The 19146-nt window shown below is 66.8% G+C and carries 18 protein-coding genes; 9 read left to right on the forward strand and 9 right to left on the reverse strand.

What is annotated here, in order from left to right:
- Positions 1–3 precede the first annotated feature (3 nt).
- The 4 genes from NX784_RS17735 to NX784_RS17750 all read right to left on the reverse strand — a co-directional run bounded on the left by NX784_RS17735 (position 4) and on the right by NX784_RS17750 (position 5061).
- Positions 4–2991 (reverse strand): EAL domain-containing protein, encoded by a 2988-nt coding sequence (locus tag NX784_RS17735; RefSeq protein ID WP_258818018.1) that lies wholly within the window; start codon positions 2989–2991, stop codon positions 4–6.
- A gap of 334 nt (positions 2992–3325) precedes the next feature.
- Positions 3326–4456 carry an acyl-CoA desaturase gene (locus NX784_RS17740; RefSeq protein ID WP_258818019.1) on the reverse strand — a complete coding sequence of 377 codons (1131 nt, stop codon included), beginning with the start codon at positions 4454–4456 and terminating at the stop codon, positions 3326–3328.
- A 30-nt stretch (positions 4457–4486) separates the two neighbouring features.
- Positions 4487–4819, reverse strand: a complete 333-nt coding sequence (locus NX784_RS17745; RefSeq protein ID WP_258818020.1) for a CcdB family protein — start codon at positions 4817–4819, stop codon at positions 4487–4489.
- A complete protein-coding gene (locus NX784_RS17750) occupies positions 4804–5061 on the reverse strand; it encodes a type II toxin-antitoxin system CcdA family antitoxin (protein WP_258818021.1) in 258 nt (85 codons plus the stop codon). Before NX784_RS17750 ends, NX784_RS17745 begins: the two co-directional genes overlap by 16 nt.
- Positions 5062–5368: 307 nt before the next feature.
- Between NX784_RS17750 and infA the strand changes: the two genes are divergently transcribed.
- Entirely contained in the window at positions 5369–5632 is a 264-nt protein-coding gene (infA, locus tag NX784_RS17755) for a translation initiation factor IF-1 (protein ID WP_258818022.1), read from the forward strand.
- Between the two features lie 74 nt (positions 5633–5706).
- On the opposite strand, the gene NX784_RS17760 is transcribed toward infA, so the two are convergent.
- Positions 5707–6885, reverse strand: coding sequence for a tetratricopeptide repeat protein (locus tag NX784_RS17760; RefSeq protein ID WP_258818023.1), 1179 nt, complete (start codon positions 6883–6885; stop codon positions 5707–5709).
- Positions 6886–6963: 78 nt separating this feature from the next.
- A complete protein-coding gene (locus NX784_RS17765; protein ID WP_258818024.1) occupies positions 6964–7833 on the reverse strand; it encodes an HDOD domain-containing protein in 870 nt (289 codons plus the stop codon).
- Positions 7834–7984: 151 nt separating this feature from the next.
- Between NX784_RS17765 and NX784_RS17770 the strand changes: the two genes are divergently transcribed.
- On the forward strand, positions 7985–8554 hold the full coding sequence (locus tag NX784_RS17770; RefSeq protein WP_258818025.1) for a DNA-3-methyladenine glycosylase: 570 nt from the start codon (positions 7985–7987) through the stop codon (positions 8552–8554).
- A gap of 6 nt (positions 8555–8560) precedes the next feature.
- Here the strand turns inward: NX784_RS17770 and NX784_RS17775 are convergent, their stop codons facing one another.
- Both NX784_RS17775 and NX784_RS17780 read right to left on the reverse strand, forming a co-directional pair.
- Entirely contained in the window at positions 8561–10234 is a 1674-nt protein-coding gene (locus NX784_RS17775; RefSeq protein ID WP_258818026.1) for a methyl-accepting chemotaxis protein, read from the reverse strand.
- Positions 10235–10278: 44 nt separating this feature from the next.
- Positions 10279–10734, reverse strand: coding sequence for a cache domain-containing protein (locus tag NX784_RS17780; RefSeq protein ID WP_258818027.1), 456 nt, complete (start codon positions 10732–10734; stop codon positions 10279–10281).
- A gap of 293 nt (positions 10735–11027) precedes the next feature.
- On the opposite strand from NX784_RS17780, the gene NX784_RS17785 reads away from it, so the two are divergent.
- From NX784_RS17785 to NX784_RS17795, 3 genes are read left to right on the forward strand one after another with little or no spacing between them, the layout of a single operon-like run.
- Positions 11028–12434, forward strand: coding sequence for a KamA family radical SAM protein (locus NX784_RS17785; protein ID WP_258818028.1), 1407 nt, complete (start codon positions 11028–11030; stop codon positions 12432–12434).
- Positions 12435–12450: 16 nt separating this feature from the next.
- The gene (locus NX784_RS17790; protein WP_258818029.1) at positions 12451–13758 is read left to right on the forward strand and encodes an MFS transporter; all 1308 of its coding nucleotides are present in this window, start codon (positions 12451–12453) and stop codon (positions 13756–13758) included.
- Positions 13727–14578 (forward strand): fumarylacetoacetate hydrolase family protein, encoded by an 852-nt coding sequence (locus NX784_RS17795; RefSeq protein WP_258818030.1) that lies wholly within the window; start codon positions 13727–13729, stop codon positions 14576–14578. The genes NX784_RS17790 and NX784_RS17795 overlap by 32 nt, the downstream gene beginning before the upstream one ends.
- A gap of 72 nt (positions 14579–14650) precedes the next feature.
- On the opposite strand, the gene NX784_RS17800 is transcribed toward NX784_RS17795, so the two are convergent.
- Entirely contained in the window at positions 14651–16009 is a 1359-nt protein-coding gene (locus NX784_RS17800; RefSeq protein ID WP_258818031.1) for an aspartate aminotransferase family protein, read from the reverse strand.
- Between the two features lie 101 nt (positions 16010–16110).
- Between NX784_RS17800 and NX784_RS17805 the strand changes: the two genes are divergently transcribed.
- From NX784_RS17805 to NX784_RS17820, 4 genes are all read left to right on the forward strand, one after another.
- Positions 16111–16665, forward strand: a complete 555-nt coding sequence (locus tag NX784_RS17805) for a carboxymuconolactone decarboxylase family protein (RefSeq protein ID WP_258818032.1) — start codon at positions 16111–16113, stop codon at positions 16663–16665.
- A gap of 118 nt (positions 16666–16783) precedes the next feature.
- Positions 16784–17347, forward strand: coding sequence for a transcriptional regulator (locus NX784_RS17810; RefSeq protein ID WP_258818033.1), 564 nt, complete (start codon positions 16784–16786; stop codon positions 17345–17347).
- An 8-nt stretch (positions 17348–17355) separates the two neighbouring features.
- Positions 17356–18396: a sensor histidine kinase gene (locus NX784_RS17815; RefSeq protein ID WP_258818034.1), complete on the forward strand. Its 1041-nt coding sequence runs from the start codon at positions 17356–17358 to the stop codon at positions 18394–18396.
- The gene (locus tag NX784_RS17820; protein ID WP_258818035.1) at positions 18393–19142 is read left to right on the forward strand and encodes a LytR/AlgR family response regulator transcription factor; all 750 of its coding nucleotides are present in this window, start codon (positions 18393–18395) and stop codon (positions 19140–19142) included. Before NX784_RS17815 ends, NX784_RS17820 begins: the two co-directional genes overlap by 4 nt.
- Positions 19143–19146: the final 4 nt, after the last annotated feature.

A 19146-nucleotide genomic window follows, 5' to 3' on the forward strand; every position in this document is an offset into this window, starting at 1 on the left:
GCCTTACTGCGCCTCGGCCGCCATCACCGCCGCCCGCACCTGCGCCTCGAATTCGCCCACGGGCACCGGCTTGCCGAACAAATAGCCCTGGAACGAATAGCACCCCTGCGCCACGAGAAAATCGCGCTGCGCGGTCGTCTCGACGCCCTCGGCGATCACGTCGAGTCCGAGGCCGCGGCCCATATTGATGATCGTCTGCGCGACCATCGCGTCGCGGTGGCTCGCCGGCAGTTCGTCGACGAAGGACTTGTCGATCTTGAGCTGCGTGAGCGGCAGCTTCGTCAGGTAGTTGAGCGAGGAATTGCCGGTGCCGAAGTCGTCGAGCGAGATGCTGAAGCCGTGGTCCCTCAGCGTATGCAGCTTGCGGCTCGAGGATTGGACGTCGCCGATCGCCAGGCTTTCCGTGACCTCCAGTTTCAGCTTGTCCGCCGGTGCCCCCGTGCGCCTGATCTCGGCCAGGATGTCGTCGACGAAGCTGTCCGACTCGAACTGGCGCGCACTGATGTTGACGGCGAGCGTCAGGCCACGCATGGCGTCTTGCCGCGCCCAGGCGGCGAGCTGCCGGCACGCGGTGGCGAGGACCCAGCGTCCGATCGGTTCGATCAGCCCGGTCTCCTCGGCCAGCGGGATGAACGCGGCGGGCGGGATGGCGCCGCGGTCGGGATGGAACCAGCGCAGCAGCGCCTCGGCGCCGATCGGACGATCCTCGGCATCGACCTGGATCTGGTAGTGCAGTGTCAGCTGGTGGTCGCGGATGGCGTCGTGCAACGCCTTCTCGAGCCAGTTGCGGTCGTCGAGTTCGGATTGCATCTCGTGCTCGAAGACGCGCGCCGTGTTGCGTCCGCTGCGCTTGCTCTGGTACAGGGCCAGCTCGGCCTGGCACAGCAAGGCCTCGGGATTCTCGGTGGCGTCGCGGAACAGCGTGATGCCGATCGATCCGGTGCAGGTCAGCCGATGGCCGTCGAGGATCATCGGCTCGGCGATCGTCGCCCTGATCGCATCGGCCGTCTGCAGCGCGCGAGCGGCGGCCGCCTGCCGGTCGGTGCCCAGGCGTTCGGCCAGCAGCACGAAGCTGTCGCCGCTGAAGCGCCCCAGCGTATCGTTGTCGCGCATGATCGAACGGATGCGCCGCGCCATTTCCACGAGCAGCCGGTCGCCTGCCGCGTGGCCGAGGGAATCGTTCAGTTTCTGGAAGTGGTCGAGGTTCACCATCATGACGGCGCCGAATTCCTGGGCGGCGCCGGCCATCGCGCGGGTCATGCGGTCGGCGAGCAGGGCGCGGTTCGGCAAGTCGGTCAGGTGGTCGAACAGCTTGAGGTGCTCGGCCAGGGCGTGGGCCCGCTTTTCCGCCGTGACGTCCTGCAGGTTGCCGACGTAGTGGATCGTCCGGCCCTGCGCGTCCGGTACGGCCGTGATGGACAGGCGCGCCGTGTACAGGCTGCCGTCGCGGTGGCGGTTGATCACTTCGCCGGTCCAGTAGCCGGTCGTCGTCAACTGCGACCACATCGAGGTGTAAAAATCGTCTTCGTGCAGGCCGGAGCGCAGCAGGCGCGGACTGTGCCCGATGGCCTCAAGCGCGGTGTAGCCGCTGATGCGGGTGAAGGCGGCGTTGACGCGCTCGATGCGGCCCTGGGCGTCCGTGATCAGCATGCCGTCCTGGCTTTCGAACGCGACGGACGCGATGCGCAGTTCACGCTCCGCGCGGCGGTGCTCCGTGATGTCGCGCGCGACGGCGAGGACGCCCGCGATCTCGCCCTCATGCGCATGGATCGGTACCTTGATCACGTCCAGGTTGCGCATCGTCCCGTCCGGCCCCGCGAGCTCTTCTTCGTACCGGTGCGTCTGGCCGGTGCGCAGGACGTCGTCGTCGGTTTCCTTGATGAACGCGGCGAACGTCTTGTCCAGGAACAGCTCGTCATCGGTCCGCCCGATGACCTGGTCGCCCGGCAGGCCGAGCAGTGCCTGGGCGCCGGCATTGCAGTGTACGTAGACGTTGTTCCGGTCTTTCAGCACCATGGCGTCCGGGCTGTTCTCGACGAGCGTGCGCAACTGGGCTTGCTCGACCATGAGCGCGCGGGAGGATGCCTCGAGTTGTGCGTTCTTTTGCTGGATCTCGGCGGTGCGCGCGTGGACGGCGCGGCGCAGCGAGCGAATCCACAGCAGCGTGGCCGCCAGCGCCGCCAGCGCGCCGAGACCGACGAACGCGATGATGCGCAGATAGGGCTGGAACTGGATCGGCTGGGTGAACCACTTGTCGCGCAGCGCCTGGCGTTCGTCCGGCGTGATGCGCGCCATGCCTTGCTGGACCAGATCGTAGGCCGCTTGGTCGCCCTTCGCGACGGCCCAGTGAAACTGCGCCGTATAGAGGGTGAAGGCCTTGGCGAACTTCTTCTGGTCGCGATAGAGATAGAGGTAGTAATTCGCCGGGGTGTCGTCCATGCAGAAGATCTTGATGTCGCCGGCCCGCACGGCGTCCAGGATGGCGACATAGCCCGGGTAGGGCACCTGGTTGGTGATCCCTTGCCTTGCCAACTGTTCGGCGCAGGCGTCGCCGCGCTGTACGCCGACGAGGAAGCCGTTCAGCGACTGTACGTCGTGGATACCGGAGATCGATGGGTCGACATAGATCCCGACCGACACCGTGTCGTACGGCGGCGAGTAGTCATACAGGGGTTCGCGTCCCGGGGTGCGGAAAATCATGTCGATCACGTCGGCCTGGCCGTCGTGCATCCGCTGGAGTGCGTTGCTCCACTGCATGGGCTGGAGGTCGACGTGGACGCCGGTCTTGCGCTCCCACAGGTGCCAGAGGTCGACGACATACCCTTCGGGACGTCCGCTCGAATTCAGGTAGAGGTAAGGCGGATAGTTGTTGTCGGTGACGACGCGCAGCGTCCTGGCGTCGGCATGCAATGCGTACGCCAGCAGCGCGATGATCAAGACGAGCCGACGGCGGATCCCGCCCCCTGGCATGATGGGACTCTTCGAGCCCATGAATTCTCCCTCCCGCACGCTGTGCCCTGGCTGCGTGCCGGTACCGGCCTGACCGCGCGGCGGTTATCTATCCTTGTTGATCGCGGCTTCTTTCAGTGGCCGATCTTTATGAACGCAAGCTTAACATGGGATGTTGGGAAACTCGACATGTTTTGGCTGTACGGCAATACTTGTTGTAAATATCGTTCTGCCGACGGTTTCCGATGCCCCATTTTGGAGCATCGCAGTCTGGTTCAGGCTTGGAACTGGCCGCGGACCACTTCGCACATCGTGGCCAGCGGCAGGAGGACGAGCGCGCCGGCGGCCATCCAGACGTTGCGCGAGCCGATGGCGATCAGCACGGCGGGCAGGCCGCGTACGTCGTTGCGGTGGCCGTCGTAGCGCAGGACCAGCCGCGCCTGCGCGGGCGCGCGCACGACGTGCACGGACGCACCGGCCAGGCGCCGCAACGATTGTTCCGACAATCCGACGCACGGCCCCTGCAGCACGACGTGCCCGCGCCGCGCCAGCAGCCGGACGCTCGCCGCGACCGTCGACCGCAGCGTGGACAGTACGGACACGCGCGGTCCGGATACGGCGACGGGATCGCCGTCCCCGTGGTTGCGCAGCTCGGCCGGGTGGGGCAATCGGCGGGCAGCTTGAGGCGCCATGCCCATCCGGCCCGTTCGAGCAGCACGAGCACCCACCAGCCGGGATCCCATTCGCCGGGATACAGGCCCAGTTTCGCGGAGCCCGGCCACGCATGATGATTGTTGTGCCACGATTCGCCCATGGTCAGAAGCGATGCGGCGGTGACGTTGCGCCCCTGGACGGCCGCGCCGTCGACGGTGTGATGCATGCCGCCGTGGTTGTGGGCGAAATACCCGACCAGCCAGTGGCCCGTCACGCCCGTCGCGATACGGGCGCACACGCCCCAGATGACGAACGCCCAGCCGCCGAGGGCGTACAGGACCAGCGCGGGCGGGATCTGCTGCAGCATCCACGTGCGTTCGAGGAAGCGGTAAAACTTGTCGTCGGCAATCGTCGGAGGGACGGGCAGGACCGGCGGATCGGCGAGCGCGAGGTCGCAATGGAGTTGCCACCATCCGTCCCGCCAGAACGACCTGCCGTGGCGGAGATAATCATGGCAATCGGGCTGGCGCTGGGCGTAGTCGCGCAGGTTGTGCTGCGCAAGCAGGCCCAGCGGCCCAGCCAGGCCGACCTGCACGCCCGCGTACACGAGCGCATATTCCAGCCATTTGGGGCAGCCGAAACTGTCGTGGATGAGTTTGCGATGGCTGCCGAGGGAATGGCCGAATAACAGCACCGTGGCGGTTGCCGCCAAAAACAACGTCAACGCCACCCAGCTGAACGTCAGCCATCCGCCGACGACGCTGGCGCACACCATCGCGGTCCACCAGAGCGATTTGGCCGGCGACCAGCGGACGTTGCCGACTGCGACGTTGCCACGATATGTGTGATGCATGACACCTCCACATGAGACCATCCAAGAGCGTCAGTAGGACCCGAACACCCTGTCCAGTGCAGCCTGGATCTCGGACCGGCAATCTTGAGCCGAACCGATCTTTATCTTGAGTTCACTCGATGGTATCGCGCCCAGTTGCGGCGTATCAAGAAAAAGCTCTGTGCCGTCGATGGTGATGAGCGGGAACAGGTCAGGGGGAAGCGTGACCTTGGAAAAACCGGCAAGCTGGCGCAGCGGTATGACGACCCTCGTCGCCAGGCCGCTGATCACATTGCTTTGCACGTCGACCAGATAGGGAATGCTCGCCTTGTTCCTGCCCGGATTTTCGTAGATATCGAAGCGCGCCATCAGAACGCGCGCCATTCCTGCAACGCCACGCCTTCCGTTTCGACCACGCTGTTATAGGTGGCGAGAAAGCCGGCGTGCTGCTCGTTCCACTGTTGTTCCTTGCGTTTCTGTATTTCTTCGCGCAGTTTTTGTTCGCAAAGTTGAGAAATGTTGATACCCATCTCTTTGGCATCCAGGTATACGTCCATCGCCAGAGTGATGTTCGTGGCTTTCTTACCCGGCACTTTCTCTGCAGATGATGAATGTACAAGTTTCATTGTGGGCTCTCAATGCGCATTCAAAATGTGGGGTTGGCATGGGGGTTGCGGGGCAATTGTACTCTCGGCAGACTTAAGGCGCTACCGCATGGCCTTGATGCAGATCGTGCTGTCCCCTTTTTTTCCGGCACGACGTCCCCATATCGAGTGCATCCCCTCCACGGCGCCGCGCTGCAACCGGCGCCGCATTTTTTCCCGACCCTTTGCAGGCAATGCGTGACCGGCGTCCCGAGGATGACGCTGCGATAGCGTATTCCCATCCCCGGCGCGTGTCGAAGCAAGGCGGTACGACATCGAAAGGAACACCATGAAAGAAGATCTGATCGAAATGAATGGCAAGGTCACCGAAGTGCTGCCGGAGATGCGTTTCCGGGTGGACCTCGAGAATGGCCATCAGCTGGTCGCCTACACGTCCGGCCGGATGAAGAAGAACCACATCCGCATCATCGCGGGCGACCGCGTCACGCTGGAGATGTCGCCGTACGACTTGAACAAGGGACGTATCGTGTTCCGCCATCTCGAGACGCGCGGCAGCCCCGCACCGTCGGCTGCGCGCCAGCGCCGCCGCTGATCGATACCGGTCGACGCAGCAACGGCCGCGCCACCGTGTCTGGATGACACGGTCGGCGCGGCCTTTTTACGTCGTCAGTACACCTGCACGCTGTTCGCGCTCTGGCGCCGCAGGTGCGCCAATTTGGCCGAGTAGATCTGGCGATTGTCGGCCTTCGTGCTCGTGTCGATCGCCTGCGTGAGCTGCTCGCGCGCTTCGTTTGCCTCGCCCAGGCGCAGCAGCGTCACCGCCAGCCAGAAGTGGAATTCGTCATAGTAGGGCGCGCGCTTGACCTCGCGTTCGAACAGCTTGCGCGCGGCATCGTAATCGCCTGCCTTGAGCGCCGCCATGCCCTTGTCGAAGTATTCGAACGGAGGCACCGGTTCGATGCTGGCCACGCGCCGCGCCAGCTCGGCCGCTTCGGCCGTGCGGCCCGTCTTCGCCAGCAGGGGGCCCAGGTTCTGCATCACGACGAGGCTTTCCGGCTCACGGTCGAGTGCCACGCGGAACGCCCGCTCGGCCATGGCGAGGTCGCCGTGGCGCTGGTAGATCACGCCCAGCGTGTTGTAGGTGATCGCGTTCGGCGGATTCGTCGCCACCGCTGCGCGCGCCCACCAGTAGGCGTCGTCGAGCCTGCCCAGCACGAGGTTCTCCGCGGCACGGTTGTTGAGGTACAGGGTGCGGAGGTCGTTCTCTTCCAGTTCGCGGCTACGCAGGCGGCTCGCGTCCGGCGGCGGCAGGAAGTCGACGACCAGTTCGTGCTCGGACGTTTCGTCGTACAGGATGCCGTCGGGCTTGCGGTGACCCAGCGCGATGTTGACGTGCGAGGCGACGAGGTAGATGCCGTTGTCGCGGCTCCAGGTGCTGTCCACGAGCACACTGCGGAAATGTACCGTCATGCCGAGTTCGCGCGCGAAGGCGGCCGTCATGACGACGAGCGACAGGCAGTTGCCGGCGCGTGCGGCATAGGTCTCGGACGCCGTGCGCGTGCGCGTGGCATCGTATTCGAGCTTCAGGTCGGTCTTGCTGTACAACGCGTCGATCAGGCCCCGTTCGAGTCCCTTGTTGCGCAACTGCGCGGTGAAGGCGGGACTGTGCGCGTAGGCGCGCATGGCGGGGCTCAAGGTGAACAGGTCTTGCGCGCCGACGGGCTCCGACGGCGGCTTGAACGACGCGTCGGTGAACAGCGGCGGGGTGGGGTGTTGTTGCTCCATGCCGGCACAGCCGGCCAGCAGCAGGGGCAGTGCGATCAGCAGCGACGCCAGGCGTTTCATGTCTCCTCCTCGGCCGGCGCTTCATCGACCGGTCTCGTGAAGGAAGTATCTGCCCGTCCTGACCGGATGTAAAGACGCTTACTGCTCGGCGTGGAAGGCTTCGTGCAGTTCGTCCAGGAGCTCGGCCGTCTCTTCGTCCGACAGGCCCAGGTAGGCCAGCGCGCGTGCGCCGCCCTTGTTCCACTCGAGCGATTCCGCGTCGCCCTGGTATTTGCGGATCGCGTTCTCGGCCAGCAGCGACAGCGCCACCAGCGAGCGCACGGTCGACGACGTGTCGGCATCGTCCAGCACGGCGTAGTCGTGATGGTGCAGGATGGACCAGGCGACCTCTTCGGACAGGCCCCAGTTGCGGGCCAGCAGGGTGCCGATCGCCGTATGACTCGTGCTGTGGCGCTCGTGCTCCAGCGCCGTGAACGGGCATTCCGCCTCCAGCGATGCGGCCGCATAGGTGGCGGCGTACGCTGGGAAGCGGTCCATCAGCAGCGGCACGCCCGTGTCGCAGAACAGGCCGAACGTATGCGCCACGTCGGCCTCGCCGATGCGCAGGCGGCGCGACAGGAACACCATCGCTTCGGCGCGCCGGCTCGACACGTCCCAGAAACTGGCCAGCGCCGCGCTGTTCGCTGGAATCGCCTGGCGTGCAAGCAACCCGGTCATCAGCGACGCGACCTGGTTAATGCCGAGGAACAGGATGGCTTGCTCGATCGACTTGGCCTTGCGCCGGCCGCCGAAGATCGACGAGTTGGCGAGCTTCAGCAGCGCGCCCGACATCCCGACGTCGCTGGCGACAATGCGGGCGATCTCGGCCGGGCTGGGATCGGACGACGCGAGTTCCCGCTGCAAGTCTGCAAGCAGGCTGGGGCGGGGCGGGATACGGATCGACTTGATGAGTGCGTCGACGGGATCCTCGGCGGCGCTCGGACGCGCCAGGGCAGCTGCTGTACTCATGACTGGACGGGAAAACGGATGATGCTGCACGGAAAGACGTGCGAAGCGTGTCACTATAAACCACTGCCGTCGAAGTTGCATCAAAGTATTGCTTTTGTGTAGCGAAACAGACAGTGCGACCGGTCAAATCTTAACAATATAGAATTGCTCCATGTCTTCAACCATCCTTGCCGGCATTGATTTTTCATCACCTTCGCACCTCGTCGCCCGTCAGCTGATCGGCGTCACCGTGCTCGTCGACGGCGTCGGTGGGCGCATCGTCGAGACGGAAGCATACGACGGCGAAGACCCCGCCTCGCACAGCTATTCCGGCCCGACCGACCGCAATGTCGCGATGTTCGGGCCGCCGGCCCACGCCTATGTCTACCGCTCGTACGGCATCCACTGGTGCCTGAACTTCGTCTGCCGGGAAGAGGGACATGGCGCCGGGGTCCTGATCCGCGCGCTGGAACCCGTGACGGGGCTGGAGACGATGGTCGAGCGGCGCGGCACGACGGATCACTGGCTGCTGTGTTCCGGGCCGGGCAAGCTGTGCCAGGCGCTGGGTGTCACGCGCGCCCTGAACGGCCGGTCCCTGGCGGCGGCGCCGTTCGAGCTGGCGCCGGCACCGCCCGGCATCGAGGTGGTCAGCGGGCCACGCATCGGCATATCGAAAGCCGTCGACGTGCCCTGGCGCTTCGGCCTGGCCCACTCGCGCTGGGTCAGCAAGCCGTTCCGCTGAGCGCCGTCAGCCGCCCACGACGCGGCGTGGGCGGGGTGCATCCGCAGCGTCGCCCGCGGGCCCATGCGCGAGTGCGGGCCGGCCGCGCAGCGGGCTGTCCGGTGCGCGCCGTTCGACGGGCGCCTCGTCCCCGCTGTCTTCGATGCGGAAGATGGCGACGGCGCGCGCCAGGTTGACGGTCTGCTCGTGCAGGCTCGCCGCCGCCGCCGCGGCCTGTTCGACGAGGGCGGCGTTCTGCTGCGTCATGTCGTCCATCTGACCGACCGCGCGGTTGATCTCCGCGATGCCGTCGGCCTGCTCGCTGCTGGCGGCGCTGATGCGGTTGATGATGTCGTTCACCTGCTGCACGGACGCGACGACGCTGCCCATGCTCGACCCTGCCTCGCCCACGGCCACGCTGCCGCTGTCGATGATCGCGACGGAATCGGCGATCAGCGCCTTGATCTCTTTCGCGGCGGACGCCGAGCGCTGCGCGAGCGTGCGCACCTCGCTGGCGACGACGGCGAAGCCGCGGCCCTGTTCGCCCGCGCGCGCCGCTTCGACGGCGGCGTTCAGCGCCAGCAGATTCGTCTGGAACGAGATGCCGTCGATGACGCCCGTGATCTCGACGATCTTGCGCGAGCTGGCGCGGATCGACTCCATCGTCGCGACGGCGCGGTCGACGGCGCGCCCGCCGCCGGCCGCCAGCCGCGCCGCCTCGGCCGCGAGTTCCGTCGCGAGGCGGGCGTTGTCGGCATTGCCCTTGACGGCCTGGGTCAGCGTTTCCATCGTGCTCGCCGTCTGCTGCAGCGAGCCGGCCTGCAGCTCGGTGCGGCCCGACAGGTCGAGGTTGCCGCTGGCGATTTCCTGCGACGCCGTGTCGATCGAGCGCACGGCATCGAGCACGCTGCGCAACGTGGTGTTCAGGTTGGCGATGGTCTGGTCGAGCGCGCGCGCCGTGTCCGCGATCTCGTCGCGGCCGTCGTTGCCGGCGCTGGCGCACAGGCGTCCCTCGGCCAGGTCGCCCACGACGACGGAGATGGCGGCGATGTCGCGCAGCATGGCGCGGCGCACGGCCATGGTGACGGCCAGCGAGACGACGATCGACAGCAGCACCAGCGCGGCCATCCACGTGCCGAGGCTGTGGAATTCCGCGCGCGCGGCGGCGTCGGCCTGCTCGCTGAGCGTCTGTTCCAGCGCGGCCAGCTGGGCCAGTTGCTGGTTCAGCACGACGAATTCCTTTTCCGCCTTCTGCATCGAGTTGGTGGCGATCGACTGGTCGACCTGCGCCATTTCGATGGTGTCCTGCACGGCCTTGCGGTAGGCGGCAAGCGCCGCCAGCGACGCCTCGACCGGCTTGCGCTCGGCGCCGTCGGTCGTGCGTGCGAGTTCCTGCAAGCGGGCCTGCACGGCGGCGTGCCGGGCGGCGATGTCGGCGATCAGGGCGTCGAGGCGGTTCTTGGCGAAGCTGCCGTTGATCCAGGCCAGCAGCTGGTAGGCGTTGGCGTGGACGTACTTGGCGTCGCCCGCCACGTCGGCCACGCGTTTCAGCCGCGCCGCGCGGACCTGCACGATGTTTTCCAGCGACGCGTTCTGGCGCACCATCCCGTACCAGGCGGCACCGGACAGCATCAACAGCAGCACCAGCACCAGGCCGGGCGCCAGCAGCAGCTTCGGACCGATCCTTAGTTTCTTCAGCATGCTTCGCTCCGCAAGTCGCAACTCGGGCGTGCCGCCCGCGGGCCTTACTTCTTGTACAGCCCGGCCTCGAGCACGACGCCGTCGACGAGCAGGATGTACGTCGTCTTCGGCTCGATCTTGCCGCTGGCCGGGTTCTTGTACTGGTAGTCGACCCAGCCCTTGCCCTTGGCCGCGGCCAGCTCGATGATCTCGCGCCGGTATTTCTTGCCGTTGGCGTCGGGCACGTCCGTCAAGTCCTTGCCGACGATCGACGGGTTGTACGGATGGGCCAGCACGATGCCGGTCTTGACGTCGCGCATGTCGATGTACAACGAGCCCTGGACAAACTCCGGGTCCTTGGCCGTGATGCGTTTCATGACTTCTTCCTTGCCCTTGGCCTTGACCATGGCGGCGCCGCGCTCGGCCATGGCGATCGCGTCTTTCGTGGTCGGTTCCGAGGCGAGCGCGGCGGCGCAGGACAGGCACAGGACGGCGGCGAATACGGTTGCGGTCGGTTTCATAGGATGTCCTTTCGGGGAAGAGGGATAGGTCTAAAAGTTGCCTATTTGCATTTCGTACTCTACGCCGGGGGTCTCGCCGGGCTGTTGTGCTAACGCAAGCGGTCCCCGATGTGCGGGCGCAAAGGCAACGCTGATCTCGCGCAGTGCGCGTGGAAATGGGTGAGAAACGGAATGTTGACTTGACTCTCGGCAACTCGGCCGGGATGCCGGCTCCCTACTATCGCTTCCTGTCGGCAATTATTTCCATGCGTCACCTTTTGCTGCCACCAACCATTCTCACCAGGAGAACTCCCGTGACCCTCGACGCGACGCCCGCCAAGTTCAAGCCCTATACCCGCCAATCGATCCAGAACGCCCGCCAGTGGCAATGGATGAGCCCCGACCTGCAGGAAGCGGTGCAAGTGGTCTCCCATGTGCTGCCCTTCCGGACGAACGAATATGTGATGGACCACCTGATCGACTGGAACAATATTCCCGACGATCCGATCTACCGCCTGACGTTTCCCCATCGCGACATGCTGCCCGCCCGCGAATACGAGCAGTTGCGCGACCTCGTGCTGTATAAAAAGGACGACGCCGCGATCGCAAAGCTCGTGCACGACATCCGCATGCGCATGAATCCGCATCCGGCCGGCCAGATGACGCACAACGTGCCGCGCGTGAACGACGCGCCCTTGAAGGGCCTGCAGCACAAGTACAAGGAAACCGTGCTGTTCTTCCCCAGCGCGGGCCAGACGTGCCACGCCTATTGCACGTTCTGCTTCCGCTGGCCGCAGTTCGTCGGCATGGAGGAGATGAAGTTCGATGCGCGCGAGTGCACGGAGCTCGTGTCTTACCTGGCCACGCATCCGGACGTGACGGACGTCCTGATCACGGGTGGCGATCCGATGATCATGAATACGCGCTCGCTGGCCGAGTTCATCGAACCGCTGCTGGCACCCGAGCTGGCGCACATCCAGAACATCCGCATCGGCACCAAGTCGGTCGCGTACTGGCCGCAGCGCTACGTGTCGGACAAGGACAGCGACGATTTGATGCGGCTGTTCGAGAAAGTCGTCAACGCGGGCAAGAACCTCGCGCTTATGGGGCATTACAACCACGCCGTCGAGCTGCGCCAACCCATTGCCCAGCAGGCCGTCAAGCGCATCGTCGGCACGGGTGCCACGTTGCGCATGCAGGGCCCCTTGATCCGCCACATCAACGAAGACCCGCACAGCTGGGCCGAGCTGTGGACGACGGGCGTGCGCCTGGGCGCCATCCCGTACTACATGTTCGTCGAGCGCGACACCGGTCCGCGCGAGTACTTCGCGCTGCCGCTGGCGCGCGCGCACGAGATCTTCCAGTCCGCGTACAGCATGGTGTCGGGCCTGTCGCGCACCGTGCGCGGGCCGTCGATGAGCGCCTTTCCGGGCAAGGTCGTGATCGACGGCGTCGTCACGATCAACGGCGAGAAGCTGTTCGCGCTGCAGTTCCTGCAGGCGCGCAATCCGGAGTGGGTCCGCCGGCCGTTCTTCGCGAAATACGATCCCGAGGCCACCTGGCTCGATCACCTGAAACCCGCGTTCGGCCGCAAGAAATTCTTCTTCGAGGGCGGCGAGGACGAGCACGACACCGCGGGCTCACTCGGCCGCGTGATCCCGATCCAGGCTGTATCCGCGCACGACCGGCGCGCCAGCGACAGTCAACCCGACGCGGCCTGAGTCGCAGGAGGTGTCCATGGAAACCGACCAGAGCCAGTCGCGCCTCAACGGGGTGGCAGTGTTTTTCTACGTGTTCCTGCCGTTCGCGCTAGGGCATTACCTCTCGTCGCTGCTGCGCAACGTGAACGCCGTGCTGGCGCCGCATCTGGTCGGCGCGCTGGCGCTGACGCCGGGCCAGCTCGGCCTCCTCACCAGCGCGTTCTTCTTCGCGTTCGCCCTCGTCCAGTTGCCGGTCGGGATCGCGCTCGACCGCTATGGGCCGCGCAAGGTGCAGTTCGTGCTGATGCTCCTGGCCGCGCTGGGCACGCTGCTGTTCGCCACGGGCCGCAACTTCGGCCAGCTGGTGCTGGCGCGTGCCGTCATCGGCTGCGGCCTGGGCGGCTGTTTCATGTCGGCCGTGAAGGCGATCTCCACGTGGATCTCGCCCAAGCGCCTGCCGTCCGTGCAGGGCTATCTGATCGCCGTGGGCGGGCTGGGGGCCGCGTCGAGCACGATGCCCGTGCGGATGCTGCTGCTGCACACGGACTGGCGCGGCTTGTTCGTGCTGCTGGCCGCGCTCACCGCGTGCTGCGGTGCGCTGATCTGGCTCGTCACGCCCAGATCGAACGGCGCCGGCGGCGCGATGCCTACCGTGCGCTCCGTGCTGGACGTGTACCGCGCGCCCGCGTTCCGCACGACGGTCTCCCTCGTGCTCGTGCCGCATGCGATCTTCTTCGGCATCCAGGGCCTGTGGATCGGCCGCTGGCTGTCGGACGTGGCCCGCTTCCCGGACGGCGCCGTCGCCTACCTGCTGTACATGGGGATGGCGTCCGTGATCTTCGGCGCCATCGCCGTCGGCATGATCACGGAATGGGCCGGCCGGCGCGGCATCGAGCCGCTGGACGTGGCCGCCGTCGGCGTCGCCCTGTTCGTGCTCGTGCAGGTGGCGATCGCGTGCAACTGGCGTCCCAGCCTGCAGCTGCTGTCGGTGCTGTTCACGCTCGTCGGCACTATCACGGGCATCGAATACGCGATCGTCGCGCAAAGCCTGCCGCGCGCGCTGACCGGGCGGGCCGCCACGTGCCTGAATCTCCTGATTTTCATCGGCGCGTTCCTCGTGCAGGCCGGCTTCGGGCTGATCGTCGGCGTGTGGCGGCCGGACGCGGGCGGGCACGTCCCGGCGCTGGCCTACCGTGTCGCGTTCGGCGTGCTGGTGGCGCTGCAGCTGCCCGGCCTCGTCGGCTATGCCCTCAACTTCCTTCAGCGGCGTCAAGTAAAATGCCGCATCGTTTTGCTCACACAGAAGGAAGAATATGAGATTGGTTCGCTACGGTCGCCCCGGTAAGGAAAAACCGGGCCTGTTCGACGAGGAAGGCCGCCTGCGCGATTTGTCCGGCGTGATCGAGGACGTCGACGCGTCGGTCTTGTCGGACAAGGCGTTGCGCAAGCTCGCGAAGGTCGACTGGAAGACGCTGCCGCTCGTGCGCGGCAATCCGCGCCTCGGTGTGCCGGTGAAGGGCGTCGGCAAGTTCATCGGGATCGGCATGAATTACTCCGACCATGCGTCCGAAGTGGGCGCGCCGATCCCGAAGGAACCGATCATGTTCATGAAGGCGACGTCGTGCCTGAACGGTCCGGACGACCCTATCCAGCTGCCGAAAGGCTCGAAGAAGACCGACTGGGAAGTCGAGCTGGGCGTCGTCATCGGCACCCGCGCGCAGTACGTGGACGAGAAGGACGCGCTGAAATACGTGGCCGGTTATTGCGTCGTCAACGACGTCTCGGAGCGCGCCTACCAGTTCGAGCTGGGCTCGCAGTGGGATAAAGGCAAGGGCTGCGACACGTTCGGCCCCGTCGGCCCGTTCCTCGTGACGAAGGACGAGATCTTCGACGTGCAGGACCTCGACCTGTACCTGGAACTGAACGGCAAGCGCGTGCAGACGGGGAACACGTCGAAGATGATCTTCACCGTGGCGCAGATCGTGAGCTACCTGTCGCGCTTCATGACTCTGGAGCCGGGCGACATCATCACGACGGGGACGCCGCCGGGCGTGGGCCTGGGCCGCAGCCCGCAGCGCTTCCTCAAGAAGGGCGACAAGCTGCGTCTCGGGATCGCGGGGCTTGGCGAGCAGCAGCAGGAAGTGGTCGCGCATCCCAAATCGTAATCCGATGATGAGTAGGGTGGACGGGTCTCCCGTCCACGCGTTCAACCGGCAAATGCCTGCCCGCGCGTCAATTCAAACGTGATTTGAACGCGTGGACGGGGAACCCGTCCACCCTACCGCGGCGTCGATCGAATCCTTCAGCCTCCCCACGATCTCGCCCAGGTCCCCCTGGGTGACGACGAACGGCGGCGCCAGCAGCACGTGGTCGCCGCAGCGGCCATCGATGGTGCCGCCCATCGGATACACGAGCAGGCCGTTCTCCATCGCGCGCGCCTTGATCGCCGCGTGCAGTTTCAGCTCGGGCGCGAATGGCGTCTTGTCGTCGCGCTCGCGCACCAGTTCCAGCGCGAGGAACAGCCCGCGGCCGCGGATGTCGCCCACGTGCGGGTGATCCTCGAATTCCTCGTCCAGCATGGCGCGCAGCGTTGCGCCGCGCAGGCGCACCTGGGTCAGCAGGTCGTCGCGCTCGATCACCCGTTGCACGGCCAGCGCCGCCGCCGCCGCCACGGGATGTCCGATATACGTATGCCCGTGCAGGAACACGCCGCTGCCCGCGCGCAGGCGCTCGACGATGGTGCCGCTCACGAGCACCGCGCCGATCGGCTGATAGCCCGCGCCCAGGCCCTTGGCCACCGCGATCAGGTCCGGCGCCACGCCGTCCTGCTCGATCGCGTACATCGTACCCGTGCGGCCCATCCCGCACATCACCTCGTCGGCGATGAACAGGATGCCGTACTTGTCGCACAGCGCGCGCACGCCGCGGAAGTAGCCCGGCGTGGGCGGGATGGCGCCGCCCGTCGCGCCCACGACGGGTTCTGCGCAGAATGCGATCACCCGCTCCGGACCGGCTTGCAGCATCGCCGCCTCCAGTTCGTCCAGCAGCATCGCCGTGTACTGGTCGACGGTCTGGTCGTCGGCGCGGCCGCGGTATTCGTAGCAGGCCGAGACGCGCTCGACGTCGATCAGCAGCGGGGCGAACGGCTGGCGGCGCCACTCGTTGCCGCCCACGGCCAGCGCGCCGAGGGTATTCCCGTGATAGCTCTGGCGCCGCGCGATGAACAGCGAGCGCTGCGATTCTCCGGCCTCGACGAAGTACTGGCGCGCCAGCTTTAGCGCGGTCTCCATCGCTTCCGAGCCGCCCGACACGAGGTACACGCCCTCGATACCGTCCGGCGCGTTCGCGACGAGGCAGTCGGCCAGTTCCTCCGCCACCTCGGTCGTGAAGAACGCGGTGTGGGCATAGGCGCAGCGGTCGATCTGGCGGTGCATGGCCGCGATCACGTCCGGATGGCCGTGCCCGAGCGACGAGACGGCCGCGCCGCCGCTGGCGTCGAGATAGCTGCGGCCGTGGTTGTCGTACAGGTAGACGCCCGCGCCGCCGACAGCGACGGGCGGCGTCTGGCGCAGGCTCCTGTGCAGGATATGACTCATGTGGGCTCCCTGAAAGTTGACGTTTGACAAGGATGGAAAATAAGCGGGAAGCGCCCGGATTCCTTTGATTTTTGCCTGAAGGCATGCGAATATTTTCGCCCATGACCGACCGCCTCCGCCCGATCCCCCCGGAAGACTGGACCGACGCCCAGCGCGCCGCCGCCCAGGACATCATCAATGGCCCGCGCGGTGCGCTGTACGGCCCGTTCGTGCCGCTGCTGCGCAGTCCCGAGCTGATGGGCTATGCCCAGAAGCTCGGCGAATACCTGCGCTACCGCAGCGCCATCGGCGTGCGGCTGTCGGAACTGGCGATCCTCGTCACGGCGCGCGAATGGGACCAGCAGGTCGAGTGGGCGATCCACGCGCCCATCGCGCAGCAGGTCGGCATTCCTGCCGACGTCGTCGCGGCCATCGCGCGGCGCGAGCGGCCGGCCGCGCTGCTCGTCGACGAAGCGGTAGTGTACGACTTCTGCCTCGAGTTGCACCGCCACAAGCGCGTATCGGACCGTGTCTACGACGACGCGCTCGCGCTGTTCGGCGAGCAGGGCGTCGTCGACCTGATGGGCGTGAACGGTTATTACACGTTCCTCGCGATGGTGATGAACACGGCGCGCACGGCGGTGCCGGCGTCGAGCGTGGCGCCGCTGCCCGACTAGCTCGTCGGCCACGGGACGCGCCTGTCGCGGCGCGGCGGCCGTCCGTCGCGTGGCCCCGCGGGTCGTCCGCGCCGGCGGCATAGTGACGGCTCCTCAACCACTCGTGAAAGACAAGCCGATGAAACCCCACTACATCCTCGCCGCCGCGGCAGCCGCCACCACCGTCCTCGCGTTGGCCGCGACGCCCGCGCCGCTGCCGCCGAGCTGGCACGTCGCCGGCAACAACCCCGACAAATTCACGGCCGGCGTCGACACGTCGCCGGAAGGGCGGGGCGCCAAGTTCTTGCGCAGTAAGACGAACGATCGCGACGCGTGGGCGTCGCTGCTGCAGTCCGTCCAGGCGCAGCGCTATCTCGGCCAGCGCGTACGCTTCCGCGCCCGCCTGCGCACCGAGGACATGAGCAAATGGGGCGGATTGTGGATGAGCGTGAATGCGAAGGATGGCCGCACGCTGGCCTTCTTCAACACCGCGGGCAAGCCGGTCAAGGGTACCGCCGCCTGGCAGGAGCGCAGCATCGTGCTGGACGTGCCGGCCGATGCGGACATGATCTCGTTCGGCGCCATCGGCGCGGGCACCGGCGAAGTGTGGATGGAGCCGGTCGCCTTCGAGACGGTCGGCCGTGACGTCCCCGCCGACCAGATGCCGCCCGAAGCCGCCCTCCCGACCACGCCGACCTTGTGACCCTAGCGATGAACGACGATTGCACCCGCGCCATCCGCCGCCTGTACGGCTGCTCGTGGCGCCAGGGCCTGCTCAGTGTCCTGTGCCTGGCGCTTGTCGCGGGCGGCGCGCTGCTGCTGGGGCGCCCCGCCTTGCTCGCCCTGTTCGGTGCGATCTTCGTGCCGGGATTCGTGGCATGCGCGCTGCTGCTGCTCGTGGCGCGCATGGCCGGCCGCCGGCTCGGCTGGACGGCCGCTGCCGGCCTGCTGCTTGCCGCGGCCGGCGCCGGCGCGTGGGCCGTGCTGCCCGTCTACCAAAGGACGCTCGCGGCGTGGGACCTGCACGCGCTGCCGGACGCGCAGCTGCTGGCCTGTGTGTTCGGCGTGAACGCGGCCGTGCTCGGGCTGCCGCTGTGGTTCGCCCGCACCCGCGCACGCGCCCGGCAGATGGCGGACCTGCGCAGCGCGGCGCTGGCGGCCGAGCTGAAAGCGCTGCAGGCCCAGGTCGAACCGCACTTCCTGTACAACACGCTCGCCAACACGAGATACCTGGCGCGTCATCAACCGCCGCGCGCCGTCGAGATGCTCGAACACCTGATCGCCTACCTGCACAGCGCACTGCCCGACATGCGCAGCGAGGCGTCGACCTTGGGCCGCGAATTCGAACTGGCCGGGCACTACCTGGCGCTGATGGCGATCCGCTTCGGCGAGCGCCTGCAATACCGGCTCGATTGCCCGTCCGCGCTGGCCGCCATGCCGATGCCGCCGCTGCTCTTGATGACGCTCGTCGAGAATGCCGTGCGCCACGGCGTCGAACCGAAGCCGGGCACCGTGCGCATCGCCGTGACGGCCGCCTGGCAGGCCGACGTGCTGACCATCGTCGTCGCGGACGATGGCGCCGGCATCGGCGACGCGACGCTGGGGACGGGCGTCGGCCTGCGCAACCTGCGCGAGCGCCTGCAGGCGCTGTACGGCACGCGCGCCGGCTTCGTCCTGCGCCGCGGCGATGCCGGCTTGACGGAAGCGGTGCTGACGTTGCCGGCCGTGGTAGGCGTGGAGCTGGCGGCATGACGGCGCCCCGTATCCTCGTCGCCGACGACGAACCGCTGCTGCGCGCGGAACTCGTCGAGGCCCTGGAACGCCTGTGGCCCGAAGCGGCCGTCGCCGTCGCACAGGACGGCATCGAGGCCCTGCGCCTGGGCCGCGAATGGATGCCGGACGTGGCCTTCCTCGACATCCGCATGCCGGGCCTGGACGGCCTCGAAGTGGCGCGCGTGTTCGGTGCGCGCACGCATGTCGTGTTCGTGACGGCCTATGGCGAGCACGCGCTGGCCGCCTTCGACGAAGGGGCCGTCGACTACGTGGTAAAACCGATCGCGCTGGAACGCCTCGCGCGCGCGGTCGAGCGCGTGCGTGCGCGCCTGGCATCGCCGCCGCCGGACCTCACGCATCTCGCGCATCTTGCTGCATCTCGGTTGCGGCCCGTGCCGAAGTCTCCGGCCTGGCTGCAGGCGACGGTCGGCAACACGATCCATTTCATCGACCTGGCGGACGTCATTTATTTTTGCGCCGACGCCAAGTACACGCGCGTCGTGACGGACGGCCTCGAAGCCCACATCCGCCTGAGTTTGAAGGAGTTGGCCGATGCGCTCGACCCGGCCGCATTCTGGCAGATCCACCGCGGCTATATGGTGGCCGTGCGGCGCATCGCCACTGCCGCGCGCGCCGAGGATGGCGCGCTGTGGGTGCACCTGCGCGGCCACAAGGCGCGGCTGCCCGTCAGCCAGCGCTTCCAGCACCTGTTCCGCGGGATGTGAAGGC

The sequence above is a fragment of the Massilia pinisoli genome (assembly GCF_024753285.1).
Taxonomy (GTDB): Bacteria; Pseudomonadota; Gammaproteobacteria; order Burkholderiales; family Burkholderiaceae_D; genus Telluria; species Telluria pinisoli.